General features: G+C 45.5%; 23 protein-coding genes. 1 reads left to right on the top strand and 22 read right to left on the bottom strand.

Annotation, left to right across the window (positions count from 1 at the left end):
• Window positions 1–4: 4 nt before the first annotated feature.
• The 11 genes from L1D22_RS16110 to rlmD form a co-directional block, all read right to left on the bottom strand.
• Window positions 5–631: a protein-L-isoaspartate(D-aspartate) O-methyltransferase gene (locus L1D22_RS16110; protein ID WP_019826319.1), complete on the bottom strand. Its 627-nt coding sequence runs from the start codon at window positions 629–631 to the stop codon at window positions 5–7.
• On the bottom strand, window positions 632–1,375 hold the full coding sequence (surE, locus tag L1D22_RS16105; protein WP_048659389.1) for a 5'/3'-nucleotidase SurE: 744 nt from the start codon (window positions 1,373–1,375) through the stop codon (window positions 632–634).
• A 77-nt stretch (window positions 1,376–1,452) separates the two neighbouring features.
• Window positions 1,453–2,499, bottom strand: a complete 1,047-nt coding sequence (gene truD / locus L1D22_RS16100; protein WP_048659390.1) for a tRNA pseudouridine(13) synthase TruD — start codon at window positions 2,497–2,499, stop codon at window positions 1,453–1,455.
• Between the two features lie 22 nt (window positions 2,500–2,521).
• The gene (ispF, locus tag L1D22_RS16095; protein ID WP_004739053.1) at window positions 2,522–3,001 is read right to left on the bottom strand and encodes a 2-C-methyl-D-erythritol 2,4-cyclodiphosphate synthase; all 480 of its coding nucleotides are present in this window, start codon (window positions 2,999–3,001) and stop codon (window positions 2,522–2,524) included.
• Between the two features lie 2 nt (window positions 3,002–3,003).
• Complete coding sequence (gene ispD / locus L1D22_RS16090) at window positions 3,004–3,705, bottom strand: 2-C-methyl-D-erythritol 4-phosphate cytidylyltransferase (RefSeq protein ID WP_239830540.1); 702 nt, start codon at window positions 3,703–3,705, stop codon at window positions 3,004–3,006.
• Window positions 3,705–3,986: a cell division protein FtsB gene (ftsB, locus tag L1D22_RS16085; RefSeq protein ID WP_017633218.1), complete on the bottom strand. Its 282-nt coding sequence runs from the start codon at window positions 3,984–3,986 to the stop codon at window positions 3,705–3,707. Before ftsB ends, ispD begins: the two co-directional genes overlap by 1 nt.
• 404 nt (window positions 3,987–4,390) lie before the next feature.
• Complete coding sequence (gene eno / locus L1D22_RS16080) at window positions 4,391–5,689, bottom strand: phosphopyruvate hydratase (RefSeq protein ID WP_239830539.1); 1,299 nt, start codon at window positions 5,687–5,689, stop codon at window positions 4,391–4,393.
• 81 nt (window positions 5,690–5,770) lie between these two features.
• Window positions 5,771–7,411, bottom strand: coding sequence for a CTP synthase (locus tag L1D22_RS16075; protein WP_239830538.1), 1,641 nt, complete (start codon window positions 7,409–7,411; stop codon window positions 5,771–5,773).
• A 150-nt stretch (window positions 7,412–7,561) separates the two neighbouring features.
• Window positions 7,562–8,359, bottom strand: a complete 798-nt coding sequence (gene mazG / locus L1D22_RS16070; RefSeq protein ID WP_239830537.1) for a nucleoside triphosphate pyrophosphohydrolase — start codon at window positions 8,357–8,359, stop codon at window positions 7,562–7,564.
• A gap of 228 nt (window positions 8,360–8,587) precedes the next feature.
• Window positions 8,588–10,810, bottom strand: a complete 2,223-nt coding sequence (relA, locus tag L1D22_RS16065; protein ID WP_239830575.1) for a GTP diphosphokinase — start codon at window positions 10,808–10,810, stop codon at window positions 8,588–8,590.
• Between the two features lie 134 nt (window positions 10,811–10,944).
• Window positions 10,945–12,264 (bottom strand): 23S rRNA (uracil(1939)-C(5))-methyltransferase RlmD, encoded by a 1,320-nt coding sequence (gene rlmD / locus L1D22_RS16060; RefSeq protein ID WP_239830536.1) that lies wholly within the window; start codon window positions 12,262–12,264, stop codon window positions 10,945–10,947.
• A 165-nt stretch (window positions 12,265–12,429) separates the two neighbouring features.
• Between rlmD and barA the strand changes: the two genes are divergently transcribed.
• On the top strand, window positions 12,430–15,243 hold the full coding sequence (gene barA / locus L1D22_RS16055) for a two-component sensor histidine kinase BarA (RefSeq protein ID WP_239830535.1): 2,814 nt from the start codon (window positions 12,430–12,432) through the stop codon (window positions 15,241–15,243).
• Between the two features lie 128 nt (window positions 15,244–15,371).
• Here the strand turns inward: barA and acpS are convergent, their stop codons facing one another.
• From acpS to rpoE, 11 genes are all read right to left on the bottom strand, one after another.
• The gene (gene acpS, locus L1D22_RS16050) at window positions 15,372–15,752 is read right to left on the bottom strand and encodes a holo-ACP synthase (RefSeq protein ID WP_176680449.1); all 381 of its coding nucleotides are present in this window, start codon (window positions 15,750–15,752) and stop codon (window positions 15,372–15,374) included.
• 62 nt (window positions 15,753–15,814) lie between these two features.
• Window positions 15,815–16,552 carry a pyridoxine 5'-phosphate synthase gene (pdxJ, locus tag L1D22_RS16045; RefSeq protein ID WP_239830534.1) on the bottom strand — a complete coding sequence of 246 codons (738 nt, stop codon included), beginning with the start codon at window positions 16,550–16,552 and terminating at the stop codon, window positions 15,815–15,817.
• Window positions 16,549–17,277 carry a DNA repair protein RecO gene (gene recO, locus L1D22_RS16040; protein WP_239830533.1) on the bottom strand — a complete coding sequence of 243 codons (729 nt, stop codon included), beginning with the start codon at window positions 17,275–17,277 and terminating at the stop codon, window positions 16,549–16,551. Before recO ends, pdxJ begins: the two co-directional genes overlap by 4 nt.
• A 102-nt stretch (window positions 17,278–17,379) precedes the next feature.
• Window positions 17,380–18,351, bottom strand: coding sequence for a GTPase Era (era, locus tag L1D22_RS16035; protein ID WP_239830532.1), 972 nt, complete (start codon window positions 18,349–18,351; stop codon window positions 17,380–17,382).
• Window positions 18,344–19,021 (bottom strand): ribonuclease III, encoded by a 678-nt coding sequence (rnc, locus tag L1D22_RS16030; protein WP_017629579.1) that lies wholly within the window; start codon window positions 19,019–19,021, stop codon window positions 18,344–18,346. Before rnc ends, era begins: the two co-directional genes overlap by 8 nt.
• A 26-nt stretch (window positions 19,022–19,047) precedes the next feature.
• A complete protein-coding gene (gene lepB, locus L1D22_RS16025) occupies window positions 19,048–19,944 on the bottom strand; it encodes a signal peptidase I (RefSeq protein ID WP_239830531.1) in 897 nt (298 codons plus the stop codon).
• A gap of 245 nt (window positions 19,945–20,189) precedes the next feature.
• Entirely contained in the window at window positions 20,190–21,983 is a 1,794-nt protein-coding gene (gene lepA, locus L1D22_RS16020) for a translation elongation factor 4 (RefSeq protein WP_017629577.1), read from the bottom strand.
• Window positions 21,984–22,120: 137 nt separating this feature from the next.
• Window positions 22,121–22,591, bottom strand: a complete 471-nt coding sequence (locus tag L1D22_RS16015; RefSeq protein WP_239830530.1) for a SoxR reducing system RseC family protein — start codon at window positions 22,589–22,591, stop codon at window positions 22,121–22,123.
• Window positions 22,588–23,550 carry a sigma-E factor regulatory protein RseB gene (gene rseB / locus L1D22_RS16010; protein ID WP_239830529.1) on the bottom strand — a complete coding sequence of 321 codons (963 nt, stop codon included), beginning with the start codon at window positions 23,548–23,550 and terminating at the stop codon, window positions 22,588–22,590. Before rseB ends, L1D22_RS16015 begins: the two co-directional genes overlap by 4 nt.
• On the bottom strand, window positions 23,547–24,170 hold the full coding sequence (locus L1D22_RS16005) for an RseA family anti-sigma factor (protein ID WP_239830528.1): 624 nt from the start codon (window positions 24,168–24,170) through the stop codon (window positions 23,547–23,549). Before L1D22_RS16005 ends, rseB begins: the two co-directional genes overlap by 4 nt.
• Window positions 24,171–24,196: 26 nt before the next feature.
• Window positions 24,197–24,775 carry an RNA polymerase sigma factor RpoE gene (gene rpoE / locus L1D22_RS16000; RefSeq protein WP_008223963.1) on the bottom strand — a complete coding sequence of 193 codons (579 nt, stop codon included), beginning with the start codon at window positions 24,773–24,775 and terminating at the stop codon, window positions 24,197–24,199.
• Window positions 24,776–24,955: the final 180 nt, after the last annotated feature.

Below are 24,955 nucleotides of genomic sequence, written 5' to 3'. Positions count from 1 at the left end.
GTTATTAAGCTAGTTCACCAGGAACAAGAGGTACAAATCTCACCATTTCGATAACACTCGACAAAAATTCATCGCCGTGACGAACGATCTTCAACAGTTGTTGTTCATCATCCCCAACAGGAATCAGTAAACGACCGCCATCTTTCAGCTGTTGCAGAAGCGCTTGAGGAATCGACTCTGCAGCAGCGGTAACAATAATCGCATCAAAAGGCGCCTTTGAAGACCACCCTTGCCAACCATCACCGTGCTTAGTTGAAATATTGTAGAAATCGAGTTGCTTCAACCTGCGTTTAGCATCCCATTGTAGCGACTTTATTCTTTCAACCGAATAGACATGATCAACAAGCTGAGCCAATACCGCGGTTTGGTAGCCTGAACCCGTTCCGATCTCCAAAACGCGGCTATCTTGTTGTAACTCAAGCAGCTCTGTCATTTTGGCAACAATGTATGGTTGGGAGATTGTCTGACCCTGTCCGATCGGCAGAGCATTATTATCATAAGCTTGATGGTACATCGCCTGTGATAAAAAACTCTCTCTCGGCAGTTGGTAAATAGCATCAAGAACCTTTTGATCTCGGATGCCATTTTCAATCAGAAAAGTAATTAAGCGCTCGGCTTGTGGATTGCTCACTTACTTCTCCCCTAACCATGTTGTCATCGCACCTAACGACTCGTGTGCCGTTAGATCAACTTGTAACGGTGTTACCGATATAAAGCCATGCTCGATTGCGTAAAAATCGGTACCTTCGCCGGCATCTTGCTCTTTGCCCGGAGGGCCGAGCCAATAGATATCGTGACCACGAGGGTCTTTTTGCTTAATCATATCTTCAGAGTGATGACGAGCACCTAAGCGTGTCACCTGAGTACCAGACAGTTGTTCTAAGGCTAAATCAGGAACGTTCACGTTCAATAAGCGATTGGTCGGGATTGGGTTTGCTAAATGTTGTTCGACAATACGACGAGCAATCGCTGCCGCTGTCTTAAAATGTTTTTTACCCACTAACGAAAACGCCACCGATTGAACGCCTAGAAAGTGCCCTTCCATTGCTGCTGCTACCGTACCTGAATAAAGCACGTCATCACCAAGGTTAGCACCGTGATTAATGCCCGTTAATACCAGATTAGGCATGTCATTCTTTAGCAGTTCGTTTAACGCAAAATGCACACAGTCGGTCGGTGTTCCTTGTACCGAATAGGTATTTTCAGCAATCTCTTGAACGCGTAAAGGCTGTTCTAAAGTTAATGAATTTGAAGCGCCTGAACGATTACGGTCAGGTGCCACAATGATAACTTCAGCAAGATCACGTAGTTCATCTGCTAGCTCATGAATACCTTGAGCATGCACACCATCATCGTTGCTGAGTAAAATCTTCATTCTGTATCCTTTCTTCATATTCCAGTGCTAAGTGACTTAAATTCCAATATTAAGTCACTTAGTGCCAAGCAGAATCATTACTGCTCGTAGCTTCTCTCTACGTGTACTTCTTCAACCAATTCACGAACGATAGCCGTCGCAAAGCAGCCTGCATCAAGAGAGAACTTCAGAGTGACATTATCTTCACTCACTTCCCACGTTAGATCAGTAGGTTTCAGTGACGCTTCACGGCGGTCATGACGCATGCGATTACCACGAATTAGAGCCATCAAATCCGGTTCAGCATCAAGGTGTTTCTGCTCTAAAGCTTGAGACTCATCTGTTGTTGGCAAAGCGTTATCTCCGGCCAAAGCCACAGTCACCAATGCAGTACCATTCGCGATATCTTGCTTTACAGCTTCAAGGTTTTCAGCCGTTACCGTTAGTTGAGCACCGTCTTTCACCACGATATCGCCAACCAATGCCGATGCAAACACATCTTGCTCAATACGGTCTGAAAGGATCAAGTTGTAAATCCACGAGCGAGCCGCAGAAAGATACAAGCTGCGTTTATTCTGGTTACGAGTACGAACGTTATCGCGGCCCCAACGACGAGCTTCAGATAGGTTGTTACCTTCATTACCAAAACGCTGAGCACCAAAGTAGTTTGGCACGCCCACTTGAGCGACTTTTTCCAAACGCTTTACCACATCTTCACAATCCGTTACTTCAGACAAGGTCAACTCAAATTGGTTGCCAACTAAATCGCCCGGACGTAACTTTTTGTTATGACGTGCTGTCGCTAGGATTTCAATACTTGGGTATTGTGCTAAGAACGCTGAAAAGTCAGGCTCACCTTTCGGTAGGTGGACGCTCAACCACTGCTCTGTCACAGCGTGACGGTCTTTCAAACCCGCCCAGCTCACGTCTTTCGACTTAACACCGCAAGCTTTAGCCAGCTCGTTTGCTACGAAACTCGTGTTTTCACCAGTTTTACGAATACGAACCATTAGGTGCTCGCCTTCACCAGTAAACTCAAAACCCAAGTCTTCATTAACGACAAAGTGTTCGGCTTTTGCTTTTAGTTTTGCTTTCGCAGTTGGTTTACCGTTTAGATAAGCCAATGAAGATAAAATATCTGACATGCTGTTCTTTTCGTGTTGGTGCTTACGCACTTTTAGTAATTAGGACCACCGCTTCACATGCGATGCCCTCTTTGCGACCAGTAAAACCTAAACGCTCAGTAGTCGTCGCTTTTACATTCACATTGCTAATGCTGGTTTCTAGGTCTTGAGCAATAGCTTGGCACATAGAGTCTATATGAGGGGCCATCTTTGGAGCTTGCGCCATGATAGTAATATCGGCATTACCAATCACGTAACCTTGTTCTTTTACTCGACGGTAAACATCTTTCAGTAGTTCACGGCTATCCGCGCCTTTCCATTCGTCATCAGTATCAGGGAAATGACGACCAATATCGCCCGCTGCGATCGCACCTAACAGAGCGTCACACAAAGCATGAAGGGCAACGTCACCATCTGAATGTGCGATAAGACCTTGTTCGTAAGGGATGCTCACACCACCAATAATTACCGGACCTTCACCACCAAACTTATGTACATCAAAGCCATGGCCAATACGAATCATCATTATTCCTTATTCTGACTTAAATAGAACTCAGCAAGCGCTAAATCTTCAGGCTGAGTAATCTTAAAATTATCTGAGCGCCCAGCCACTAAAGCCGGCGATAAACCTTTCCATTCAAAGGCTGAAGCTTCATCAGTAATTGAAGCGCCATGTTGCAACGCCTCACTTAATGCCTTCCACAGAGGCTTTGCTCTGAACATTTGCGGCGTAAGTGCATGCCATAAATCCGCTCGCTCAACGGTATGCTCAATCTGCCCTTGGGCACCTCGCTTCATCGTGTCACGAACAGGAGCAGCCAAAATAGCCCCGACATCATGGCTCATCGCACCTGAGATTAACTTATCGATATCACCCAAATGAACACAAGGCCTCGCAGCATCGTGAACCATCACCCACTCACCAAGCTGTTGCTCTGCAATGTAATCTAAAGCAGAGAGTACTGAGTCCGCTCTTTCGCTTCCGCCAGAGACTCTTATCACTTGTGGGTTTTGATTAAGGGCAAGCTCTGGGTAGTATGGGTCACCATCGCTAATCGCGACGACAATTTGAGAGACTTGTGGATGAGACAATAGTTTCTCAACGGTGTGCTCTAAAATCGTTATGCCATTAATCTTAAGGTATTGCTTAGGACGGTCGGCCTGCATTCGGCTACCCACGCCCGCCGCAGGTACAACGGCAATCACGCTTTGAAGTTGAGTCGACATTAATGGGATTCCTCACCAATGATGCGATAAAACGTTTCGCCTTCTTTTACCATCCCAAGTTCATGACGAGCACGCTCTTCTATCGCGTCTAAGCCTTGGCGTAGGTCGTCGATTTCGGCAAACATCTCGGCATTACGAACATGCAGCTTTTCGTTTACTTGTTGCTGAACTTGGATTTCGTTGTTCACACCGTAGTAATCAGAGATACCATTTTTACCGAGCCACAATGTGTGTTGTAGCCAGCCAAACACTATGAGCAGAACTAAAGCAAAAATTCGCATAACACCTTTCGCCGGTTGAAAAAGAAGGAACTAGAATAAGGCACATATATACCATAATGAGCTTATTGGTGCGAGATATGTGGTGTAAGGGAATCAATAAGTCGGGGAATTATTGTTATTCGAAATCCACAATGAGATTCCCGACTTCCTCCTCCGTCGGTCTAGGGAATGAAGGGTTTAGGTATCAAAAAGAGAGCTTTAGAACCTAGAGCCTCTATACCTCACTTTCCTACAGACAAAAAAATGCCCCGCATAAGCGAGGCATTCAAAAGCATTGGTGCATAATTCTAACTAGTTGGTGCTGTAGCAAGGCAACAAAGAAGATTCAGCTATGGAGCATAGTTTCCTATGTGACTTAGTGAATCTTCTACAGTTAACGCAGCTACAGTGCCAAATAGGACGAATTATTGACCTTTAACTTCTTTAAGACCGTTGTAAGGAGCTTTAGAACCTAGAGCTTCTTCGATACGGATAAGTTGGTTGTACTTAGCAACACGGTCAGAACGGCTCATAGAACCCGTTTTGATTTGACCTGCAGCTGTACCTACCGCTAGATCAGCGATAGTTGCATCTTCAGTTTCGCCAGAACGGTGAGAGATTACTGCAGTGTAGCCAGCGTCTTTAGCCATCTTGATAGCAGCTAGAGTCTCAGTTAGAGAACCGATTTGGTTGAACTTGATAAGGATAGAGTTAGCTACGCCTTTCTCGATACCTTCAGCAAGAATCTTAGTGTTTGTAACGAATAGATCGTCACCTACTAGTTGAAGCTTGTCACCTAGTAGTTCAGTTTGGTGCTTGAAGCCATCCCAGTCAGACTCGTCTAGACCGTCTTCGATAGAAACGATTGGGAATTGGTTAGCTAGCTCAGCTAGGTAGTGGTTGAACTCTTCAGAAGAGAAAGTCTTACCTTCGCCCTTCATGTTGTAGATGCCAGCTTCTTTGTCGAAGAACTCAGATGCTGCACAGTCCATAGCTAGAGTAACGTCTTTACCTAGTTCGTAACCAGCAGCTGCAACAGCTTCTGCGATAACTTCTAGAGCTTCAGCGTTAGACTTAAGGTTAGGAGCGAAACCACCTTCGTCACCAACTGCAGTGCTGTAGCCTTTAGACTTAAGAACTTTAGCTAGGTTGTGGAATACTTCAGCACCGATACGTAGACCTTCTTTAAGAGTCTTAGCACCAACTGGTTGGATCATGAACTCTTGGATGTCAACGTTGTTATCAGCGTGCTCACCACCGTTGATGATGTTCATCATTGGTAGAGGCATAGAGAACTGACCAGCAGTACCGTTTAGCTCAGCGATGTGCTCGTATAGAGGCATGCCTTTAGCTGCAGCAGCAGCTTTAGCGTTCGCTAGAGAAACAGCTAGGATAGCGTTCGCGCCGAACTGAGATTTGTTCTCAGTACCGTCAAGGTCGATCATGATTTGGTCAACGTCAGCTTGAGCTTTAGCGTCTTTACCAACTAGAGCTTCAGCGATTGGGCCGTTTACAGCTTCAATTGCTTTAAGAACACCTTTACCTAGGAAACGTGATTTGTCGCCGTCACGTAGCTCAAGAGCTTCGCGAGAACCAGTAGATGCGCCAGATGGAGCAGCAGCCATACCTACGAAACCGCCTTCTAGGTGTACTTCAGCTTCTACAGTTGGGTTACCACGTGAATCGATGATTTCACGACCTAGAACTTTAACGATCTTAGACATTGAATGTTTCCTTCTCGTTGAATATATAAATGTCAAATTTAAAGGTAGCAGCACAACTTACGCAGCTACCTGTATTCCTTTTTACTTTTCTAACTCGCCGCGCTGGAACTCACCAGCCGCTTTAACGAAACCTGCAAACAATGGGTGACCATCGCGAGGTGTTGAAGTGAACTCTGGGTGGAATTGAGCAGCAACGAACCATGGGTGGTTCGGGTTCTCAATAACTTCAACCAGTTTCTTGTCCGCAGATAGACCCGATACTTTTAGGCCCGCTTTTTCGATTTGTGGACGAAGATTGTTGTTCACTTCGTAACGGTGACGGTGACGTTCATGGATCGTCGCGCTACCGTATAATTCGTAAGCTTTAGTCCCTTTCGCTAGGTGACAAAGCTGTGAACCTAGACGCATTGTGCCGCCTAGGTCAGATGATTCTGTACGCTCTTCAACTTTACCTTCGCCATCAGTCCATTCAGTGATAAGACCAACAACTGGGTACTTAGTTTCAGTACAGAATTCAGAAGAGTGTGCCCCTTCCATTTTAGCAACGTTACGAGCGTACTCGATAAGCGCTACTTGCATACCTAGACAGATACCTAAGTACGGTACTTTGTTTTCACGAGCGTATTGAGCAGCAAGAATCTTACCTTCAACACCACGATCACCAAAGCCACCAGGAACTAGAATTGCATCTAGCCCTTCTAAAACTTCTACGCCACGAGACTCAAGATCTTGTGAATCTACGTATTTAATATTAACGCTTAGGCGGTTTTTCAAGCCTGCGTGTTTTAGCGCTTCATTTACTGATTTGTATGCATCTGGAAGTTCAATGTACTTACCAACCATACCAATCGTCACTTCACCCGTTGGGTTAGCTTCTTCGTAAATGACTTGTTCCCATTCAGACAGGTCTGCTTCTGGAGCTGTGATGCCGAAACGCTTACATACAAGTTCATCAGTGCCTTGAGCTTTAATAAGCTGAGGGATCTTGTAGATAGAGTCAACATCGCGCATAGAAATAACTGCATTTTCTTGCACATTACAGAACAGAGCAATTTTCTTACGCTCGTTCGAAGGAATGTTACGGTCTGAACGACAAACTAGGATGTCTGGCTGAATACCAATAGACAGTAGCTCTTTTACAGAGTGTTGCGTTGGCTTAGTTTTCACTTCGCCCGCTGCTGCTAGGTATGGCACTAGAGTAAGGTGCATGAACATTGCGCGTTCACGGCCTAGTTCAACTGCTAGCTGACGAATCGCTTCCATGAATGGTAGAGATTCGATATCACCAACCGTACCACCAACTTCAACGATCGCGATATCGTGGCCAGCTGCGCCAGAAATAACACGCTCTTTGATAGAGTTAGTGATGTGTGGGATAACCTGAATTGTTGCACCTAGGTAATCACCGCGACGCTCTTTAGCGAGTACGTCTGAGTAAACACGACCTGCAGTGAAGTTGTTACGCTTAGTCATCTTGGTGCGAATGAATCGCTCATAGTGACCAAGGTCAAGGTCTGTTTCAGCGCCATCTTCCGTAACGAACACTTCACCGTGCTGAGTCGGGCTCATAGTGCCTGGATCAACGTTGATGTAAGGGTCAAGCTTCATCATAGTCACTTTAAGACCACGAGCTTCTAAAATAGCCGCAAGAGATGCTGCAGCAATACCTTTACCTAGAGAGGATACAACCCCGCCAGTAACAAAAATGTAATTTGTCGTCATGTTTAACCTGAAATTGGTTGAATGAGGGAAATGGACTACTTCTGGACGGGATGAAAATATACCAGAAGCCCCTTATCGCCACAACGTGAAATCTATCACACTGCTATTTTTTATTTTTTGCTTCAAATCAATTCATGATAAAAGCTTTGGTTATCTTTTCTCCGCCACTTTGACTTCATCCCACATGGAATCAAGCTGTTGTAGTGAAAAATCGGTCAAATGTTTATCTTGCTGACGAACTTTTTGTTCCACCCCTTTAAAGCGACGTGAAAACTTCAAGTTGGCCTTATTGAGCGCCGATTCAGGGTTTTTACCTAAATGTCGCACCAAATTCACCGTTGCAAACAGCAAATCACCCAACTCTTCTTCAACCAAATCTTCGTTTGGTGTCACTTGAAGCGCCTCTTCTAGCACCTCATCCACTTCCTCTATTACCTTGTTGGCAACTGGACCAATTGAGTCCCAATCGAAGCCATATTTCGCTACCTGCTTTTGAATCTTTGTAGCACGTGAAAGCGCAGGTAAAGAGTTTGGTATTGAGTCTAGAATACTTTCTTGAGTTTTGCCTGCTTGTGCCTTTTCTTTGGCTTTTTCCGCTTCCCAATTCGCATTGATTTCTTCGTCGCTAGCAAACTCGGCATCCGAGAACACATGAGGGTGACGGCGTGTTAACTTCTCATTGATGCCATCAACCACATCAGAAAACTCAAACAGCCCCTGCTCTTTCGCCAACTGACTGTAAAAAATCACCTGAAACAGTAGATCGCCAAGCTCTTCTTGCAAATTCGACCAGTCTTTGTTGTGAATCGCATCCACCACTTCATAAGTCTCTTCGATAGTATGAGGGACAATAGTTTCAAAATTTTGTTTTAAATCCCAAGGACAGCCACCTTCAGGATCGCGCAGCTTAGTCATGATCTGTTCAAGTTGTTCAATCGGGTGATTCATCGTTTTCTTCCTATTACTGTCTTTGATTTTTAAATTTATAACGTCTTCTAAAACTAAAAAAGGTGAGCAGCCAAAACCACTCACCTTTATTGATACTGTCTAATTCTCTAAATAATTGAAGCTGTGGCTAGGCGACAAGCAAGCGAGACTCCTGAGCATAGCTTGCCTATGTGATTGAGCGAGTGCGCGCAGGCAACAACGCCATCAGCTTCAAGTATGACGAGAATTTTAGCCGAGGCGTTTAACACTCATTACATCTTTGATCTGTTCAACTCGACTGGTCACTCGGCTCAAAATCTCAATATTGGTCACCTCTAAATCGAAATCCATGACCGATAGCTGACGTTTGTAGTCGATACGGCTCTTCATTGTCGTCACGCTGATCTTCTCATTCGAGAACAGTGAGGTAATGTCTTTTAACAAGCCATTACGCTCTAATGCTTCAACGCGCAGCGTTAGGATGTAAGAACCGACAAAGCCATTGCCCCAAACGGTATCAATAATACGCTCTGGTGCGTGCAGGCTTAGCTCACTCAATTGCTCACAATCAGCACGGTGAACAGAGATACCACGACCTTGAGTGATGTAACCTTTAATCACATCGCCTGGAATCGGCTGACAACAGCGCGCTAGGTGCGTCATTAGGTTATCTACACCTTCAACAACAACTGCATCTTTCTTAGGACGACTCTGTTGTGCCGGCTTGTTTTCCGACTCAAGCAGTTTCTCTAGCGCTTTCTTGTCTTCTTCTTCCGCCGTTGGCTTATTCACTAGCGCATTGATGTGATTAACCACTTGGTTAATACGCAAGTCGCCACTACCAATACCGGCATAGAGTTCGTCTGGCGTATTCACGTTAAAGCGTCTTAGTGCGTATTGATCAGCATCTTTTAGGGTTGCGCCCACTTTCGCTAGCTCAACTTCCAGGATGTCACGACCCGCTTCTAGATTTTTCTCACGGCTTTGTGCACGGAACCAAGCGTTGATTTTCGCTCGAGCACGACCAGAGTGAACAAAACCTGTGGTTGGGTTTAGCCAGTCACGAGATGGGTTCGGCTCTTTCTGTGTGATGATCTCAACTTGGTCACCCATCGATAGTTTATGAGTGAACGGTACGATACGCCCCGCTACCTTGGCACCGATACAGCGATGTCCGACCATCGAGTGGATGTGGTAGGCGAAATCCAACGGGGTTGCGCCCATTGGTAAGTCGACCACGTCACCACGTGGAGTAAATGCGTATACACGGTCATCGAAGACTTGGCTACGTACTTCATCCAGCATCTCGCCAGAGTCCGACATCTCTTCTTGCCAGTCGATAAGTTTACGCAACCAAGTGATTTTCTCATCGTAGCCACTACGGCCGCTTGAAGCCCCTTCTTTGTACTTCCAGTGCGCAGCAACACCAAGTTCTGAGTCTTCATGCATCTGCTTGGTACGGATCTGAATCTCAATAGTCTTACCTTCAGGGCCAAGTACTACTGTATGAATCGACTGGTAACCATTTGGCTTAGGGTTCGCCACATAGTCATCAAATTCGCTCGGGAGGTGTTTGTATTTGGTGTGTACTACCCCAAGACCGGCGTAGCAGTCTTGTAGCTGATCAGCGATGATACGCACCGCTCGCACGTCAAAAAGTTCATCAAAGGCCAAGCCTTTCTTCTGCATTTTGCGCCAGATACTGTAGATGTGTTTTGGTCGACCGCTGACTTCAGCGTTGATGTTTGAACGCTGCATTTCTGCGGTTAAGTCATCAACGAAATCTGTGATGTATTGTTCACGAACGATGCGGCGCTCAGACAGCTGTTTGGCAATTTGCTTATAAGTGTCTGGCTGTTGATAGCGGAATGCGTAATCTTCGATTTCCCACTTAAGCTGACCAATACCTAAACGGTTCGCCAGTGGTGCATAGATGTTAGAACACTCTTTTGCTGCCGCGCGGCGCACAGCATCAGGTGCATTTTTCACCTCAATAAGGTTACAGATTCGCTCCGCTAGCTTGATAACTACGCAGCGGAAATCATCAACCATTGCCAATAGCATGCGACGAACGTTATCGACTTGCCCCGAGGCTGCACTGCCTTCAAGGGCAACGTTAAGCTGGCCCAAGGCCGCCATTTCTTCAACGCCATCAATCAACTTTACGGTTTCTTTGCCGTAGCTTTCTTCAAACGCTTCGCGCTCAAAAACGCCGCTAGAGACGACGGGGAAAAGTTGTGCCGCAATTAAAGTGGCACGGTCCATCGACAAAGTGACCAAGATTTCGATCATCTCGCGGCCACGCCAAAGCAAGAGCGATGCTTGCTCGTGATCTTTTAAAAGTTCTTCACAGTGACGATAAACTTTGATCAGTTTATTCGAGGTTTTTGCGTCTTGATTCAATGACGCAATCCAACTTTCTAGCTCAAACTGTTCGCTTGGGTTTAAATGTGCGCTTCGTACCGCAACCATCATGCCTTCCTAGTTATTCTGTTTATACCCAATTCAATATGACTAACTGGTTCCAAGTTAGTTCGACCATATTGATATTAGCGCAGGCTTCCCTACGCCTTTGTGATTCATTTTGAAGCCTTATTTAAGGGCCTCTAAGCCTTGATAAAGAGAGCCATTGATTCCAGATGACTGGTGTGTGGGAACATATCCAACATACCAAGTTTGGCTAATTGGTAGCCTTGTTTTTCTAAGCTCTCAGAATCTCTAGCTAGAGTAGCAGGATTACACGAAACATAAACCACACGCTTCGCTCCTAACGCTGAAATTTGATCAACGATCCCACTCGCTCCAGCCCTTGCAGGGTCGAGTAATACTTTATCGAATTTCTCTTTTGCCCAAGGCTGTGAAGATAAGTCTTCTTCAAGGTTGGCTTGATAAAACTCAGTATTACTCAACTGGTTTAATTCTGCGTTCGACGCAGCCTGTTGTACCATTTCATCAACACCTTCCACACCAACCACAAACGCCGATTGCTGTGCGATAGGCAGACTGAAGTTACCTAAACCACAAAACAGATCAAGCACTCGCTCATCCGCTTTAGGTTCTAACCACTCAATTGCTTGAGCCACCATCTGTTGGTTTACCTTCTGGTTAACCTGAATGAAGTGATTTGGCTCAAAAGGTAAGGTAACGCCCGCTTCGCTGTAGCTAGGCGCATCACCAACCAGGCGGACCAACTTGTCGGTCTCTGGCATTGAGTACAGTATCGCGCCTTCTTCTTTCGCCAACGCAATCAATGCTTGCTCATCTTTTTCAATCAAAGGCTTGAGGTGGCGTAACACCATTACCGGACCAGTATCACCCAATACCAATTCAACGTGTCCTAAAGAGGTAAGGTTGCTGAAAGTGTTGAGTAAATTTTTCACCTTTGGCAGCAATACATTTAGGCGAGGATCAAGCACGGCACAATCGGTGATGTTTTCTATCTGCTTACTCTGCTTCTTACGAAAACCAAACTGAAGCTTGTGCGTTTTCTTATCAACAAACAGGCTGATGCGCGCGCGACGACGATAGCCCGTTTCATCACCCACAATCGGTTGAGCCATCTCTGTCTCATCCGTCTTATACTGGTTCATCAAGTGCGTAAGAGATTGTGCCTTGTGTTCTATCTGAGATTGGTAACCAAGGTGCTGAAGATGACAACCGCCACACTGATTAAAGTGTTTACAAAAAGGCTTTAAACGTTGCTCGCTTGGCTTCAGTAATTTGATGAGTTTCGCACGCGCAAATTTACTCTTACTCTCAGTAAGTTGAATAACCACCTGCTCACCGGGCAATACACCATCAATGAAAATAGGTTTGTTTTTCTGATAAGCGATGCCAGCGCCATTGTGATCCATTCGTTCAACTAAAACCGATTGATGCTTGGTCTCGAGTTGAGTTTTCTTTTTTGGTTGGAAAAAACGTGCCATTGCTTGTGCCTAATGTATCTTTTAATAAGTAATTGGTATCCAGGACTCACTATTCTGTCTTGGAATCATTGTCGAACGTCACGGCTTTGATTAAGCTTACCGTTCACTTAACCGCCATTGTGTGCGTTATTTTCCCATATCCAGACCTCGATGTAATTAAAGAACATGACCAGATATGGCTTAAGAGCCCGTGTAATTACCTTAACTCTAGCTCCAACCCTGATTATTGGGTTGCTATTGAGTGCATTTTTCTCATTTAACCGCTATCAAGACCTTGAGGGGCAAGTGGTTAACACTGGCACTAGCATCATTGAACCACTGGCGATTGCGAGTGAATCCGGCATGCAACTCGAAAGTCGAGAAGCTGTTCGTCAGCTGATTAGCTATGCGCATCGAAAGAATTCTAAGCTTGTGCGTAGTATCGCGGTGTTTGATGAACGTCACGAGTTGTTTGTAACCTCAAACTTCCACCCAGATTTTGAAAGCCTGACCTATCCGAAAGATAAACCGATTCCGCATTTAAGCTCGTCGAACTTGATCGATAATACGCTGATTCTTCGGACGCCGATTATCGCGGAAGGTCAGTACATCAATTCGGCCAATGGCCAATCTCAAGCCAACCAGGCAATTGGTTATATCGCGATTGAGTTAGACTTATCTTCACTCCGATTACAGCAATACCAAGAAGTATTCTCGGCCTTCTTAGTGCTGATTCTTGGGCTAGGGCTTTCTGGTGTTTTTGCTTTTCGTTTGATGCACGATGTCACTCAGCCGATCACACACATGAAGAACATGGTCGACCGAATTCGTCGAGGTCACTTGGATGTCCGTATCGAAGGCAAAATGCACGGTGAGTTGGACTCGCTGAAAAACGGTATCAACGCGATGGCGGTGTCGCTGTCGGAATATCACGTCGAGATGCAACACAGTATTGACCAAGCCACTTCGGATCTGCGTGAAACTCTTGAGCAGCTCGAGATTCAAAACGTTGAGTTAGACATCGCGAAAAAACGCGCACAAGAAGCGGCGCGTGTTAAGTCCGAGTTCTTGGCCAACATGTCTCACGAGCTAAGAACACCACTAAATGGTGTGATTGGCTTTACTCGTCAGATGCTTAAGACTCACCTGTCGAACAGTCAAACCGATTATCTACAGACCATTGAACGCTCGGCAAATAACCTGCTTAGTATCATTAACGATATCTTGGATTTCTCGAAACTTGAGGCCGGTAAGTTAGCCCTAGAAAACATTCCATTTGAATTCCAAGCGAGTCTTGAAGAGGTTGTGAACCTTCAAGCCACCAACGCCCATGAGAAAGGGTTAGAACTAACGCTTAAGATCGATCCGAAAGTGCCACCGGGCGTTGTAGGTGACCCACTGCGTATCCAGCAAATCCTAACCAACCTCGTTGGTAACTCAATCAAGTTTACTGAGCGTGGCAACATTGATATTAGCGTTGAGCTACGTTCGCAAAGCGAAGACAACATCGAGTTGCAATTCATGGTTCGCGATACCGGTATTGGTATCTCTGAGCGTCAACAAGCACAGCTATTCCAAGCCTTCAGCCAAGCGGATGCGAGTATTTCTCGTCGCTATGGCGGTACTGGCCTAGGTCTGGTCATCACCCAGAAACTTGTTAGCCAAATGGGTGGTGAAATCAGTCTCACCAGTCGTCTGCACCAAGGTTCAACCTTCTGGTTCACCTTAAGGCTTTCGACCACCGATATGCCGATGACCGAGCTTATTGAGACTAAATGCCTGCAAGACAAACAACTACTGCTTATCGAACCAAACATGCAAGCAGCTTCGATTACTCAGCAAATCCTGACTCAGGAAGGCTTAGTCGTTACTTACCGTTCAGTGATGCCGGATGAGTCGACCTCATACGACTATGTTCTGCTTAACCTTGCGGCTAACCAAGATTACCAATTTGATACGGTAAGTGGTTGGGCAATTGGTGCGAAGAAGATTGCTCAGAACGTGATTATTGGTACGCCAAGTACTGAGTTAGCTCTGGGTGAGCAACTGATGAAAGAGGTGGATGTTCAGTGCATCACCAAGCCTCTGTCTCGTAAGAAGCTACTGCAGACCTTGGTGTCTAACCAAGCGCCAACCTTGATAGCACCGGCGATTGAAACGCATTCTGAAGAGAAGCTACCGCTTACTGTGATGGCCGTGGACGACAACCCAGCCAACCTTAAGTTGATTACCGCACTGCTGAAAGAGCGTGTAGAAACCGTTATCAGTTGTACTAGCGGACAGCAAGCGATCGACAAGGCGACAGAAACACCATTTGATATCATCTTCATGGATATTCAAATGCCACAAATGGATGGTGTGACGGCTTGTGAGAATATTAAGAAGCTGGCGAACAATGCCAATACACCAGTCATTGCCGTAACCGCCCATGCGATGATTGGCGAGCGCGACCGACTGCTTGAAGCGGGTATGGATGATTACCTAACCAAGCCAATTGAAGAGCATGTGTTACAGCAGGTTCTGATTCACTGGAGCCCGACCTCAGAGGTTGAGCACATCGAGAAGATAAATCCAGACCACCCTGCCGTTTCGGCTGAAATCGATAACAACCAAGTGTCAGAAACAGAAGCAAGCGTGCACAAGAACATCATCATTGATTGGCAAGCTGCAATGAAGCAAGCCGCTAATAAAGAAGACCTCGCACGCGATATGCTGCAAATGCTAGTCGACTTCATTCCTGAGGTTTATGAAGCCGCAGAGAAAGCTATTGAAGACAGTGACTACCCTGTTGAACAACTGATACACATTATCCATAAGATGCATGGCAGCAGCTCGTACAGTGGTGTTCCAAGGTTGAAATCGGTATGTGCAACAATAGAGAAAGAACTACGTTCAGGCACTTCTGTTGAAGATATTGAGCCGGAGCTTTTTGAACTTCAGGATGAGCTAGAGAAAGTTCAAGCTACTGCAATTCACTATTTGAAACCCGCGAAGGCTTAAGGAATAGTTGTTCAAAAAAATCGTTAAACGGTTTCCAACCAATAAAAAAGCAGAGCTCATAAGCTCTGCTTTTTTTGTCTTGTAGCGAGTCGCTAATCAAACATTAGATTCAGGTTAGCCGTAATCAATTACGATTCGAGTAACACGGTTGCCACAGCGTAGTGGCGTTCATCTGAGATCGTCAGGTGAATTGATGTTGTGCCACTCGCCTCTGCGATTTCACGCGCTTTCTTGTGCAGGCTCAATACTGGCTTACCATGCTCATCGTTTGAAATCTCAAAGTCGTGGAAGGTAACACCCAGCGCTATGCCTGTACCTAATGCCTTAGATGCTGCTTCTTTAGCGGCAAAGCGTTTTGCAAGGTAACGGCCTTTTTGCTTCAACTGTTGGAATACTTCAAACTCAGAATCCGTCAAAATACGCTGAGCAAATGCATCACCACTTCGCGACAGCGCCTTCTCAACACGTTCGATTTCTGCGATATCTGTACCTAATCCAACAACTGCCATGTTTTCTCTACTACTTAACTTCTATCTAATAACTCACAACGCATCGCTTACTACTTACAAAACTAAGCGTTGTTACGTGCTGTTTCCATGATTGTTTTCATGTCTGCAACGGCTTTGTTTAAGCCATCAAACACTGCACGTCCCATGATCGAGTGACCGATGTTCAGCTCGTAGATCTCTGGAAGTGCCGCAATTGGTGCTACGTTGTGGTAAGTCAGACCATGACCCGCATTGACTGTGATACCAAGATCGTCTGCGTAGCTTGCGCCCGCTGCGATCTTCTTAAGCTCGTCTTGTTGGTCTTCTTCTGTCTTAGCATCAGCATAGTGACCCGTGTGCAGTTCAATGAACGGTGCGCCACACGCTTTTGCTGCGTCGATTTGCTCGCGGTCAGCATCGATAAACAGAGATACCTTGATACCTGCTGCAGACAGTTTTTGTGTCGCTGCTTTGATCTTCTCAAGCTGACCAACGACGTCCAAGCCACCTTCAGTAGTTAGCTCTTCACGCTTTTCAGGAACCAGACAAACAAACTCAGGATTAGTATCGAGTGCAATTTGAACCATCTCGTCCGTTACGGCCATCTCCAAGTTCATGCGAGTTTGAAGTGTTTCAGCCAGAATACGCACATCGCGGTCAACGATATGACGACGGTCTTCACGCAGGTGAATAGTAATGCCGTCTGCGCCAGCACGTTCAGCGATTTCCGCTGCGTGTACTGGATCTGGGTATTTAGTACCACGTGCATTACGTAGTGTTGCAATATGGTCGATATTAACGCCTAAAAGGATTGAGCTCATTTTCCAATACTCCGTGCTCTAGAGAGGGCTATTGTTGGCATAAATAGCTCTCTACTTTTTAATGGTTTGCCGCCAAGATACGGCTTTAAGGCTATGCGTGTAAAGCGTTTTGCCGCTTTTAACTGCTCTTTAGTGATAAACCTACGTTCGCTGATTGCAATAAGTTCATCGCCCATAAAAGTCAGGTTATCTCGACGCACTGAAGCGATGAAACCTTTCTGCTCTCGGTAACGATAAGTCATGGTTGGAGCGATGGCTTCACCTGTGCCTGCGCAGTGTAAAAAGTCGACCCCATAGCCCATTGCAGATAACAGAGCCAACTCAAAACGACGCAGTGCTGGCTCAGGGTTCTCATTATGCGCGAGCTCTGTTAAAGCATGAAGATAGTCGTGAAAAAGTGCAGGCATGGGTACTTCAGCCATCAATACGCGGCCGATTAGCTCATTCACATACATGGCGGAATACAGGTTTATACCCGCGAGAGGAAGCCCCAAGCTGATTGGCTCAGCTTGGCGTAAGGTTTTCATCGAACCATTACCAGACCACTTAAGCAGTAGCGGCGTAAAAGGCTGCAATGCACCTTTCAAATTGGAACGCTTGCTGCGTGCGCCTTTAGACATCAGCGTCATCCGACCGAACTCTTCACTGAAGACATCCAAGATCAGACTCGACTCACTGTATGGTCGACGGTGCAACACAAAGCATCGCTGTAACCCTTCGCTCAATCACTTACCCTTATTACAGATACAAAAAGAGAGAGTTCGCACTCTCTCTTGGATTTATCTTCAGTTCAACTTTCTTAATCTCAGAAAGTGACGTTCAATATATTATAGATCGTCGATGTAGCCTAACGAGCGAAGTGCACGCTCATCATCAGCCCAACCAGATTTAACCTTGACCCAAGTCTCTAGGTAAACCTTACGACCGAATAGCTCTTCCATATCGATACGCGCTTCACGACCAATCGTTTTGATCTTCTCGCCCGCTTTACCAATCACCATTTTCTTCTGACCAGTACGTTCAACAAGAATCAGAGCATTGATGTGGAAGCCATCGTTATCTGGGTTGTAATCGAAGCGTTCAATTTCAACCGTTACCGAGTAAGGTAGCTCGTCACCCGTAAAACGCATTAGCTTTTCACGGATAATTTCAGATGCCATAAAGCGTTGCGAGCGATCCGTCACGTACTCTTCTGGGAAGTGGTGAGTCGCTTTTGGTAAATGTTCACGTACGTGATTACGCAGTACATCAATGTTTTTACCTTGCTTCGCAGAGATTGGCACAACATCAATGAAGTCCATCTTCTTAGAAACTTCCATCATGTGTTGCATGACGTTAGTACGGTCTTGAACGTTATCTACTTTGTTGATGCAAAGTACAACTGGGAAGTCGGTCTTCTTCAGCTTGTTCAGAACCATTTCATCGTCGTCAGTCCAGTGAGTACCGTCGACAAGGAAGAATACTAGGTTCACATCACTCAGTGAGCTGTTCGCCGCACGGTTCATCAAACGGTTGATTGCACGCTTTTCTTCAATATGAAGTCCAGGAGTATCAACGAAGATCGCTTGGTAATCACCCTCAGTTTCCACGCCCATAATACGGTGGCGTGTCGTCTGTGGTTTACGTGACGTAATAGAGATCTTCTGACCCAGAATATGGTTCAGAAGCGTCGACTTACCTACATTTGGGCGACCGACAATAGCGATGAAGCCACAGTGTTGGTTTTCCGGTAGGCCCGTTTGTTTGCTATCAGATGAAAAGAATGCATCGATATCGAAATCTTGGTTGTTATCAGACATTGCTTAGTTGCTCTAATGCTGTTTCAGCAGCCGCTTGTTCTGCCTTGCGGCGGCTAGTGCCTTTACCGATAACAGGTTTATCCACACCTGCCACTTCACACTCAACCGTAAACTCTTGGTTGTGTGCTTCACCTTTAATATTAGTCACTGTGTAGACAGGTAGAGGATTTCTTCGACCTTGCAAAAACTCTTGAAGACGAGTTTTCGGATCTTTTTGAGATACTCCAGGCTGAATTGCTTCTAGGCGAGATTGGTACCAGCTTAAAATAATACCGCGAACCGTCTCGGTATCACTATCTAAATAGACAGCACCGATGATCGCTTCAACAGCATCCGCTAGAATAGAATCACGACGGAAACCGCCACTCTTCAACTCACCTGGACCTAATTTTAAGTAATCTCCTAGTTCGAATTCACGACCTAGTTCTGCCAATGTATGACCACGCACTAATGTTGCGCGCATGCGGCTCATATCACCTTCGTTTACCTTAGGAAAACGGTGGTAAAGATCATCAGCGATAACAAAACTTAAAATTGAATCGCCCAGAAACTCAAGACGTTCGTTATGTTTACCTGCGGCGCTGCGGTGAGTCAGCGCCAAGTGGATAAGATCGGCATCATTAAACTGATAGCCAATCTTTCTCTCTAGTTTATCAATTGGAGAATTCATGCTCTCTCGATGTGTTAATTGATCGATTAATGAATCCCACCGATGCGATTAAAACGCACACCAGTAGGAATCCATGTTGGAAGTATACTATCTGAACCACGTTCGAACTCGAAACTGATCCAAATCGCAACGGCCTTACCAACAAGGTTTGCTTCAGGGACAAAGCCCCAGTAACGGCTATCGGCACTGTTGTCACGGTTATCACCCATCACAAAGTACTGGCCTTCTGGAACGACCCACTCGTTAACACCATTGCGAGGCTGGTATGCTTGCACACGGTCGCGGCGTAATGGGTTAACTAAAATTTGGTGCTCTACGTCTCCAAGCTGTTCATTCAGCTGAATCAGAGGCACACCATCTTGAACAAATTGGCTTTCTTCAACGTTACTTAGCTTCACTGGTTCACAGCTACTTGTACCCTTCGCTTGAATACAGATCTCTTTACGACTGCTGTAGCGAATTGTGTCACCTGGCATACCAACAACACGCTTGATGTAGTCGATATTAGGTTGAGGTGGGTACTTAAATACGATTGAATCACCACGCTCTGGCTTGCCCGTTTCTACCAGTTGAGTGCGCCATACAGGATCTTTTAGACCGTACGCGTACTTCTCTACCAAGATGAAGTCACCAACCAAAAGCGTTGGCATCATTGAGCCAGAAGGAATTTGAAACGGTTCATAAATAAATGAACGCAGAACCAAAACAAATGCAATTACCGGGAAAATGGAAACACTGTTTTCAACCCACCAAGGCTGAGCCGTAACTTTTGCGCTGGTTTCAGCGTCTAGACCATTCGATTGTGCTTCAACGTCAGCCAGTTTTTGTTGGCGCTTCTTCGCCCACACAAACTTTTCCAACGCCCATACAATGCCAGTCACTAGAGTTACGATCACTAAGATAAGCGAAAATGTATTAGCCATTGATATCCCTTAAATTTCATTTCTTTAAAAATAACGAAAGTGAAAGAGTACAACCCTTTCACTCTGCTTAATATTTCTAATCTGTATTAATCATGCTGACTAAATGCTGGGGAGATTACGCAGGAAAAATCGTTTAGTTCGAGGCGCAAAGTGCAGTGACTAGTGGGCCTAATTGCAATCTTTGCAACAAAGAAATAAACGATTTTAACCAGTAATGTTCAGCAGGTAGTTAGTGCGATTGATACCTAGTCTTTACCAACATGAAGAATCGCTAAGAATGCTTCTTGAGGCAGTTCAACGTTACCGATCTGCTTCATACGCTTCTTACCTTCTTTTTGTTTCTTAAGAAGTTTCTTCTTACGACTGATATCACCACCGTAACATTTTGCGATTACGTTCTTACGCAGTTGTTTCACTGTAGAACGAGCAATGATGTGGTTACCAATCGCTGCTTGAATCGCGATATCGAACATCTGACGAGGGATGAATTCTTTCATCTTCTCAACCAGTAGACGACCACGAGACTGAGCGATGTCTTTGTGCGTGATGATAGCCAGTGCATCAACCGTTTCGCCATTCAACAATACGTCTACACGTACCATGTTTGATGGCTCATAACGTTGGAAGTTGTAATCCAATGATGCGTAACCGCGAGACGTTGATTTCAGACGGTCGAAGAAATCTAGAACTACTTCTGCCATAGGAAGATCGTACGTCACAGCAACTTGGTTACCGTGGTAAACCATGTCTACTTGTACGCCACGCTTCTCAACACACAGTGTGATTACGTTACCTAGGTAGTCCGAAGGTACCAAAATATTACAACGTGCAATTGGCTCACGAATTTCTTCTAGGTCATTAACCGCTGGCAGTTTAGCCGGGCTATCAACGTAAAGAACCGTTTTATCTGTTTTTACAACTTCATACACTACTGTTGGAGCAGTTGTGATTAGGTCTAGGTCGTATTCACGCTCTAGACGCTCTTGGATGATCTCCATGTGAAGCATTCCTAAGAAGCCACAACGGAAACCAAAACCAAGTGCTGCCGAACTTTCTGGTTCGAAGAACAGTGACGCATCGTTCAGGCTTAGTTTGCCTAGTGCATCACGGAAGTTTTCGTAGTCATCAGATGAAACAGGGAACAGGCCTGCGTATACCTGAGGCTTCACTTTTTGGAAACCAGGTAGACGTTCAGTGCTGCCGCCTTTAGCAAGCGTCAACGTATCACCAACCGGTGCACCTAGGATGTCTTTAATACCACAAACAACCCAACCTACTTCGCCAGTATTTAGCTCAGTGGTGTCGATTTGCTTAGGTGTGAAGATACCTAGACGGTCAACACCCCAAACTTGGTCTGTCGACATTACGCGAATCTTGTCGTTCTTCTTCAGTGTACCGTTCTTGATACGAACCAGAGAAACAACGCCAAGGTAGTTATCGAACCAAGAGTCAATGATCAACGCTTGTAAAGGCGCTTCAGGATCACCTTCCGGTGGTGGGATAGCCGTTACGATGTTTTCTAGAACATCATCAACACCTAAACCTGTTTTCGCAGAACAGCGAGTCGCTTCCATCGCATCGATGCCAACGATCTCTTCGATCTCTTCAGCAACGCGCTCTGGTTCAGCAGCGGGTAAGTCAATCTTGTTCAAGATTGGCACTACTTCCAGTTCCATTTCGATTGCTGTGTAACAGTTTGCTAGAGTTTGTGCTTCAACACCTTGACCAGCATCCACTACAAGTAGTGCGCCTTCACAAGCCGCTAGAGAACGAGATACTTCGTACGAAAAGTCTACGTGTCCAGGAGTGTCGATAAAGTTAAGTTGGTAAGTCTCACCATCTTTAGCTTTGTAATCTAAAGTCACACTCTGCGCTTTAATTGTAATACCACGCTCGCGTTCTATATCCATAGAATCGAGGACTTGAGCTGCCATCTCACGTTCACTTAATCCTCCACAAACTTGGATTAAGCGGTCAGAAAGGGTCGACTTACCGTGGTCGATGTGGGCGATAATCGAAAAATTACGAATGTGCTTCATAGGCTTGGTGTGACTAAACTCTTTGAATAGGGATAATAAGAAAGCCACGATACTTCCAATCTAACATCAGCATTGGTGGCGGCATTTCAATCAAGTTGGCAGATTCTACCCAATTTAAGGGCAAGAAGCATCATAAATTAGATGAGAGGCTCGCCTAGAATTCGAATCAAGACGACTTCTTGCTTGGATTTGTCTTCCATAGGTTTGGCTAGCCGCTTCGCTAAGGCGATACCACCAACAGTAAATAGTGCAGCACTCAGTATAACAATCCCCTCGCCCCCTTGAAGTAAGGGTTGTAACAAGAGTTGTCCAATGCCAGCACCAATCATCAACATGAAAAGTGGGATAAGGTAAACGATAGCCGCCGACTGAAGCAGGCTTTTTTCTGGGAAGCCAATCTCTACGATCTGTCCGGCTTTAACAAGGCTTTTGGTTTTAAGCTGCCAAAACAAGGATTTGTTGCCAACCGCTTTGGTGACAATGCCAGTGCCGCAGCTTTTTTGTGAAGAGCAGCTGCTGCAACTGGTTTGTTGTTCGCAGCTCAGTTGAACAAAGTATTGCTTACCTTTTTGTTCAACTGAGCTAACGGTAGCCAGCGCGGTCATCATTGCGCTGCTACCTGATTATTGAAAGTCACAGATTGAGCGATACGCTTAGCTGTCGCTGGCGGGATATCACCCACGACAGATACCTCTCTGTCGCCAATCACTAAGCTGTGCAAGGTTCTGCGTCCTTGACGTACCAACTGGCCTTTCAATGAGTGTTCATCTTTGTCGGCGATGTATACCGAAAAACTAAATAGCCCATCGCTGAAAAGCTGACTCTCGACCATTTTATCGGTCGCAGCCATTTGGTAACGGCTCAATTCTTTTGACTTAAACCCTTCTGGCACCCATGAAGCTTGCCAGTCGGTCTCACTCACCAAACCTTCAGGTAATGATAAAACCTTCGGCAGTTGCGCTTGGTTTAAGCCGCCCATAGCTTCAGCGATTTTATCATTCACGACATAAGAGATAGTTCGGTACTGTTCCAGTATTTCACCATCACGATCTAATAAGTCGGCACGTAAAGGAAGACTGGTTTTCTCGTCTACCCAAACCACGTAAGAGTAACGAAGGCCATCTTTTGGCACTACGCGTAACACTTGAGTAGTGCTGCCCGCTTCACGAGAACGCCCAACTTTTACAAAGTCGTAGTACCGTTCCAGGGATTCGATATCTCGATTAATCATCGGAATAACAGGTGCAACCATGCTGCCCGATTGAATGGTAAATGGCTCTGTACCCGGTTCTATGTAGCTAACTTCATTGCCGCGTCGAATAACCTCACGAACAGGGCCGCTTAGGTAAACAAGGTGTGCGAGTTGTTGGTCGTCGTTAACTGCATGACGATAAAGTAGAGGTTCAATACTGCTCTTCTTTATCAATATGTAGGAGAGTTCGTAATTTAGATGCTGACTGGCCTCGTTCATTTGATGCAACAAGGCCTTTGCAGTGGGTTCCTCTGCAAAGGCTGCTGGAGACATCAAGCTGAACAGTGTCAGTGCACTGACCAGGATTTTCTTCATTCAATGTCCGATTCTAGATGTGCATCTTGCATTGGCGATGCATCACTGTTTAGTCTTAGCTGAAGCTCATAATCTTCTAGCATTGCATGAACGCGTTTACGCTGCTCTTGCAAGTTAGCTTCCGATGCCGGCTTCTCAACAGAGTCACGCGTTAAACTTACTGGTTCCGCAGAACCCGCAAATGGAATCGTCTGGAGTACAGGCAACTGCTCTGGAGCTGCAGGGTCGCTGCCACCATATTGTTGAACACCTAATACAACCGCCAATGAAACACACGCTGCTACGGCAACTTGTCCAAACTGTTGTAACCACGCAGGAAGCTGCCGCTTCGCTTGCTGAGGTTTCGGCTGCTCTTCAATTGGAGCAACAGTAGGTTCAACATTCACTTGGTGCAGGTTCGGCATTGCACTATGTGCAGGCTCAGCTTCAAGCGCTGCTGCCACACTGTTAGCAATGTTCCAATCTTGAGTTTCTGGCGCATCCCCACGCATAACATCACCAATTAAATGGTAACTCTGCCAGGTATCCATGCTTTCTTGATCAGATTCAAGATCTACAATGAGAGCTTTATCGATCGTTTCACCATCCATGAGTGCCGAAAGCTTTTCTTTATCAGCCATTATTTTCACCATAATTATTACAAGTTCTAGCGTTGCAAAAGAGGTTTGATTTTCTTTTCCACTGCTTCACGAGCTCGGAAAATACGCGAACGTACGGTTCCTACAGGGCAATCCATTACTTCTGCAATCTCTTCGTAGCTCAAACCTTCGAGCTCACGCAACGTCATTGCAGTTTTTAAGTCTTCTGGTAACGCTTCAATCGCTCCAAAAACGACTTGTTTCAATTCTTTTGACAGCGTTAAGTTCTCAGGGTTCGATATTTCTTTTAACGCGCTGCCTGTTTCGTAATATTCTGCATCTTCTGCATCTACATCGGTTGCTGGCGGCCTACGGCTTTGGGCAACGATATGATTTTTAGCGGTGTTCACGGCAATTCGGTACAACCATGTATAGAAGGCACTCTCGCCACGAAAGTTAGGTATCGCGCGGTAAGCTTTAATAAAAGCTTCTTGTGCTACATCAGGTACATCACCGGAATTATTCACGTATCGAGAGATAAGATTACAAACTTTGTTTTGATACTTAACCACTAGTAAGTTAAATGCCTGCTTATCTCCACTCTGAACTCGCTCAATCAACACTTGATCGGTTAGCTGCTCGTTCATTCGAGCGGGTACTCCTATTGTTATAACCCTTACCTTCGCAGATATGGGTACTAATTATGCGAAATGTAGTATTGACACCACCGTCTACAAGAGCACTATTGTGACTAAGCCAAATACCGAAAGTTCCAACTTTCTTAAAATTATTTGCCATTATTGTTTCACAATGTGATGTAATAAAAA

It is taken from the genome of Vibrio sp. Isolate34 (assembly GCF_022397915.1).
Lineage (GTDB): Bacteria > Pseudomonadota > Gammaproteobacteria > Enterobacterales > Vibrionaceae > Vibrio.
The sequence above is the reverse complement of the archived record's forward strand: the minus strand, read 5'-3'. Positions and strand labels throughout refer to the sequence as shown.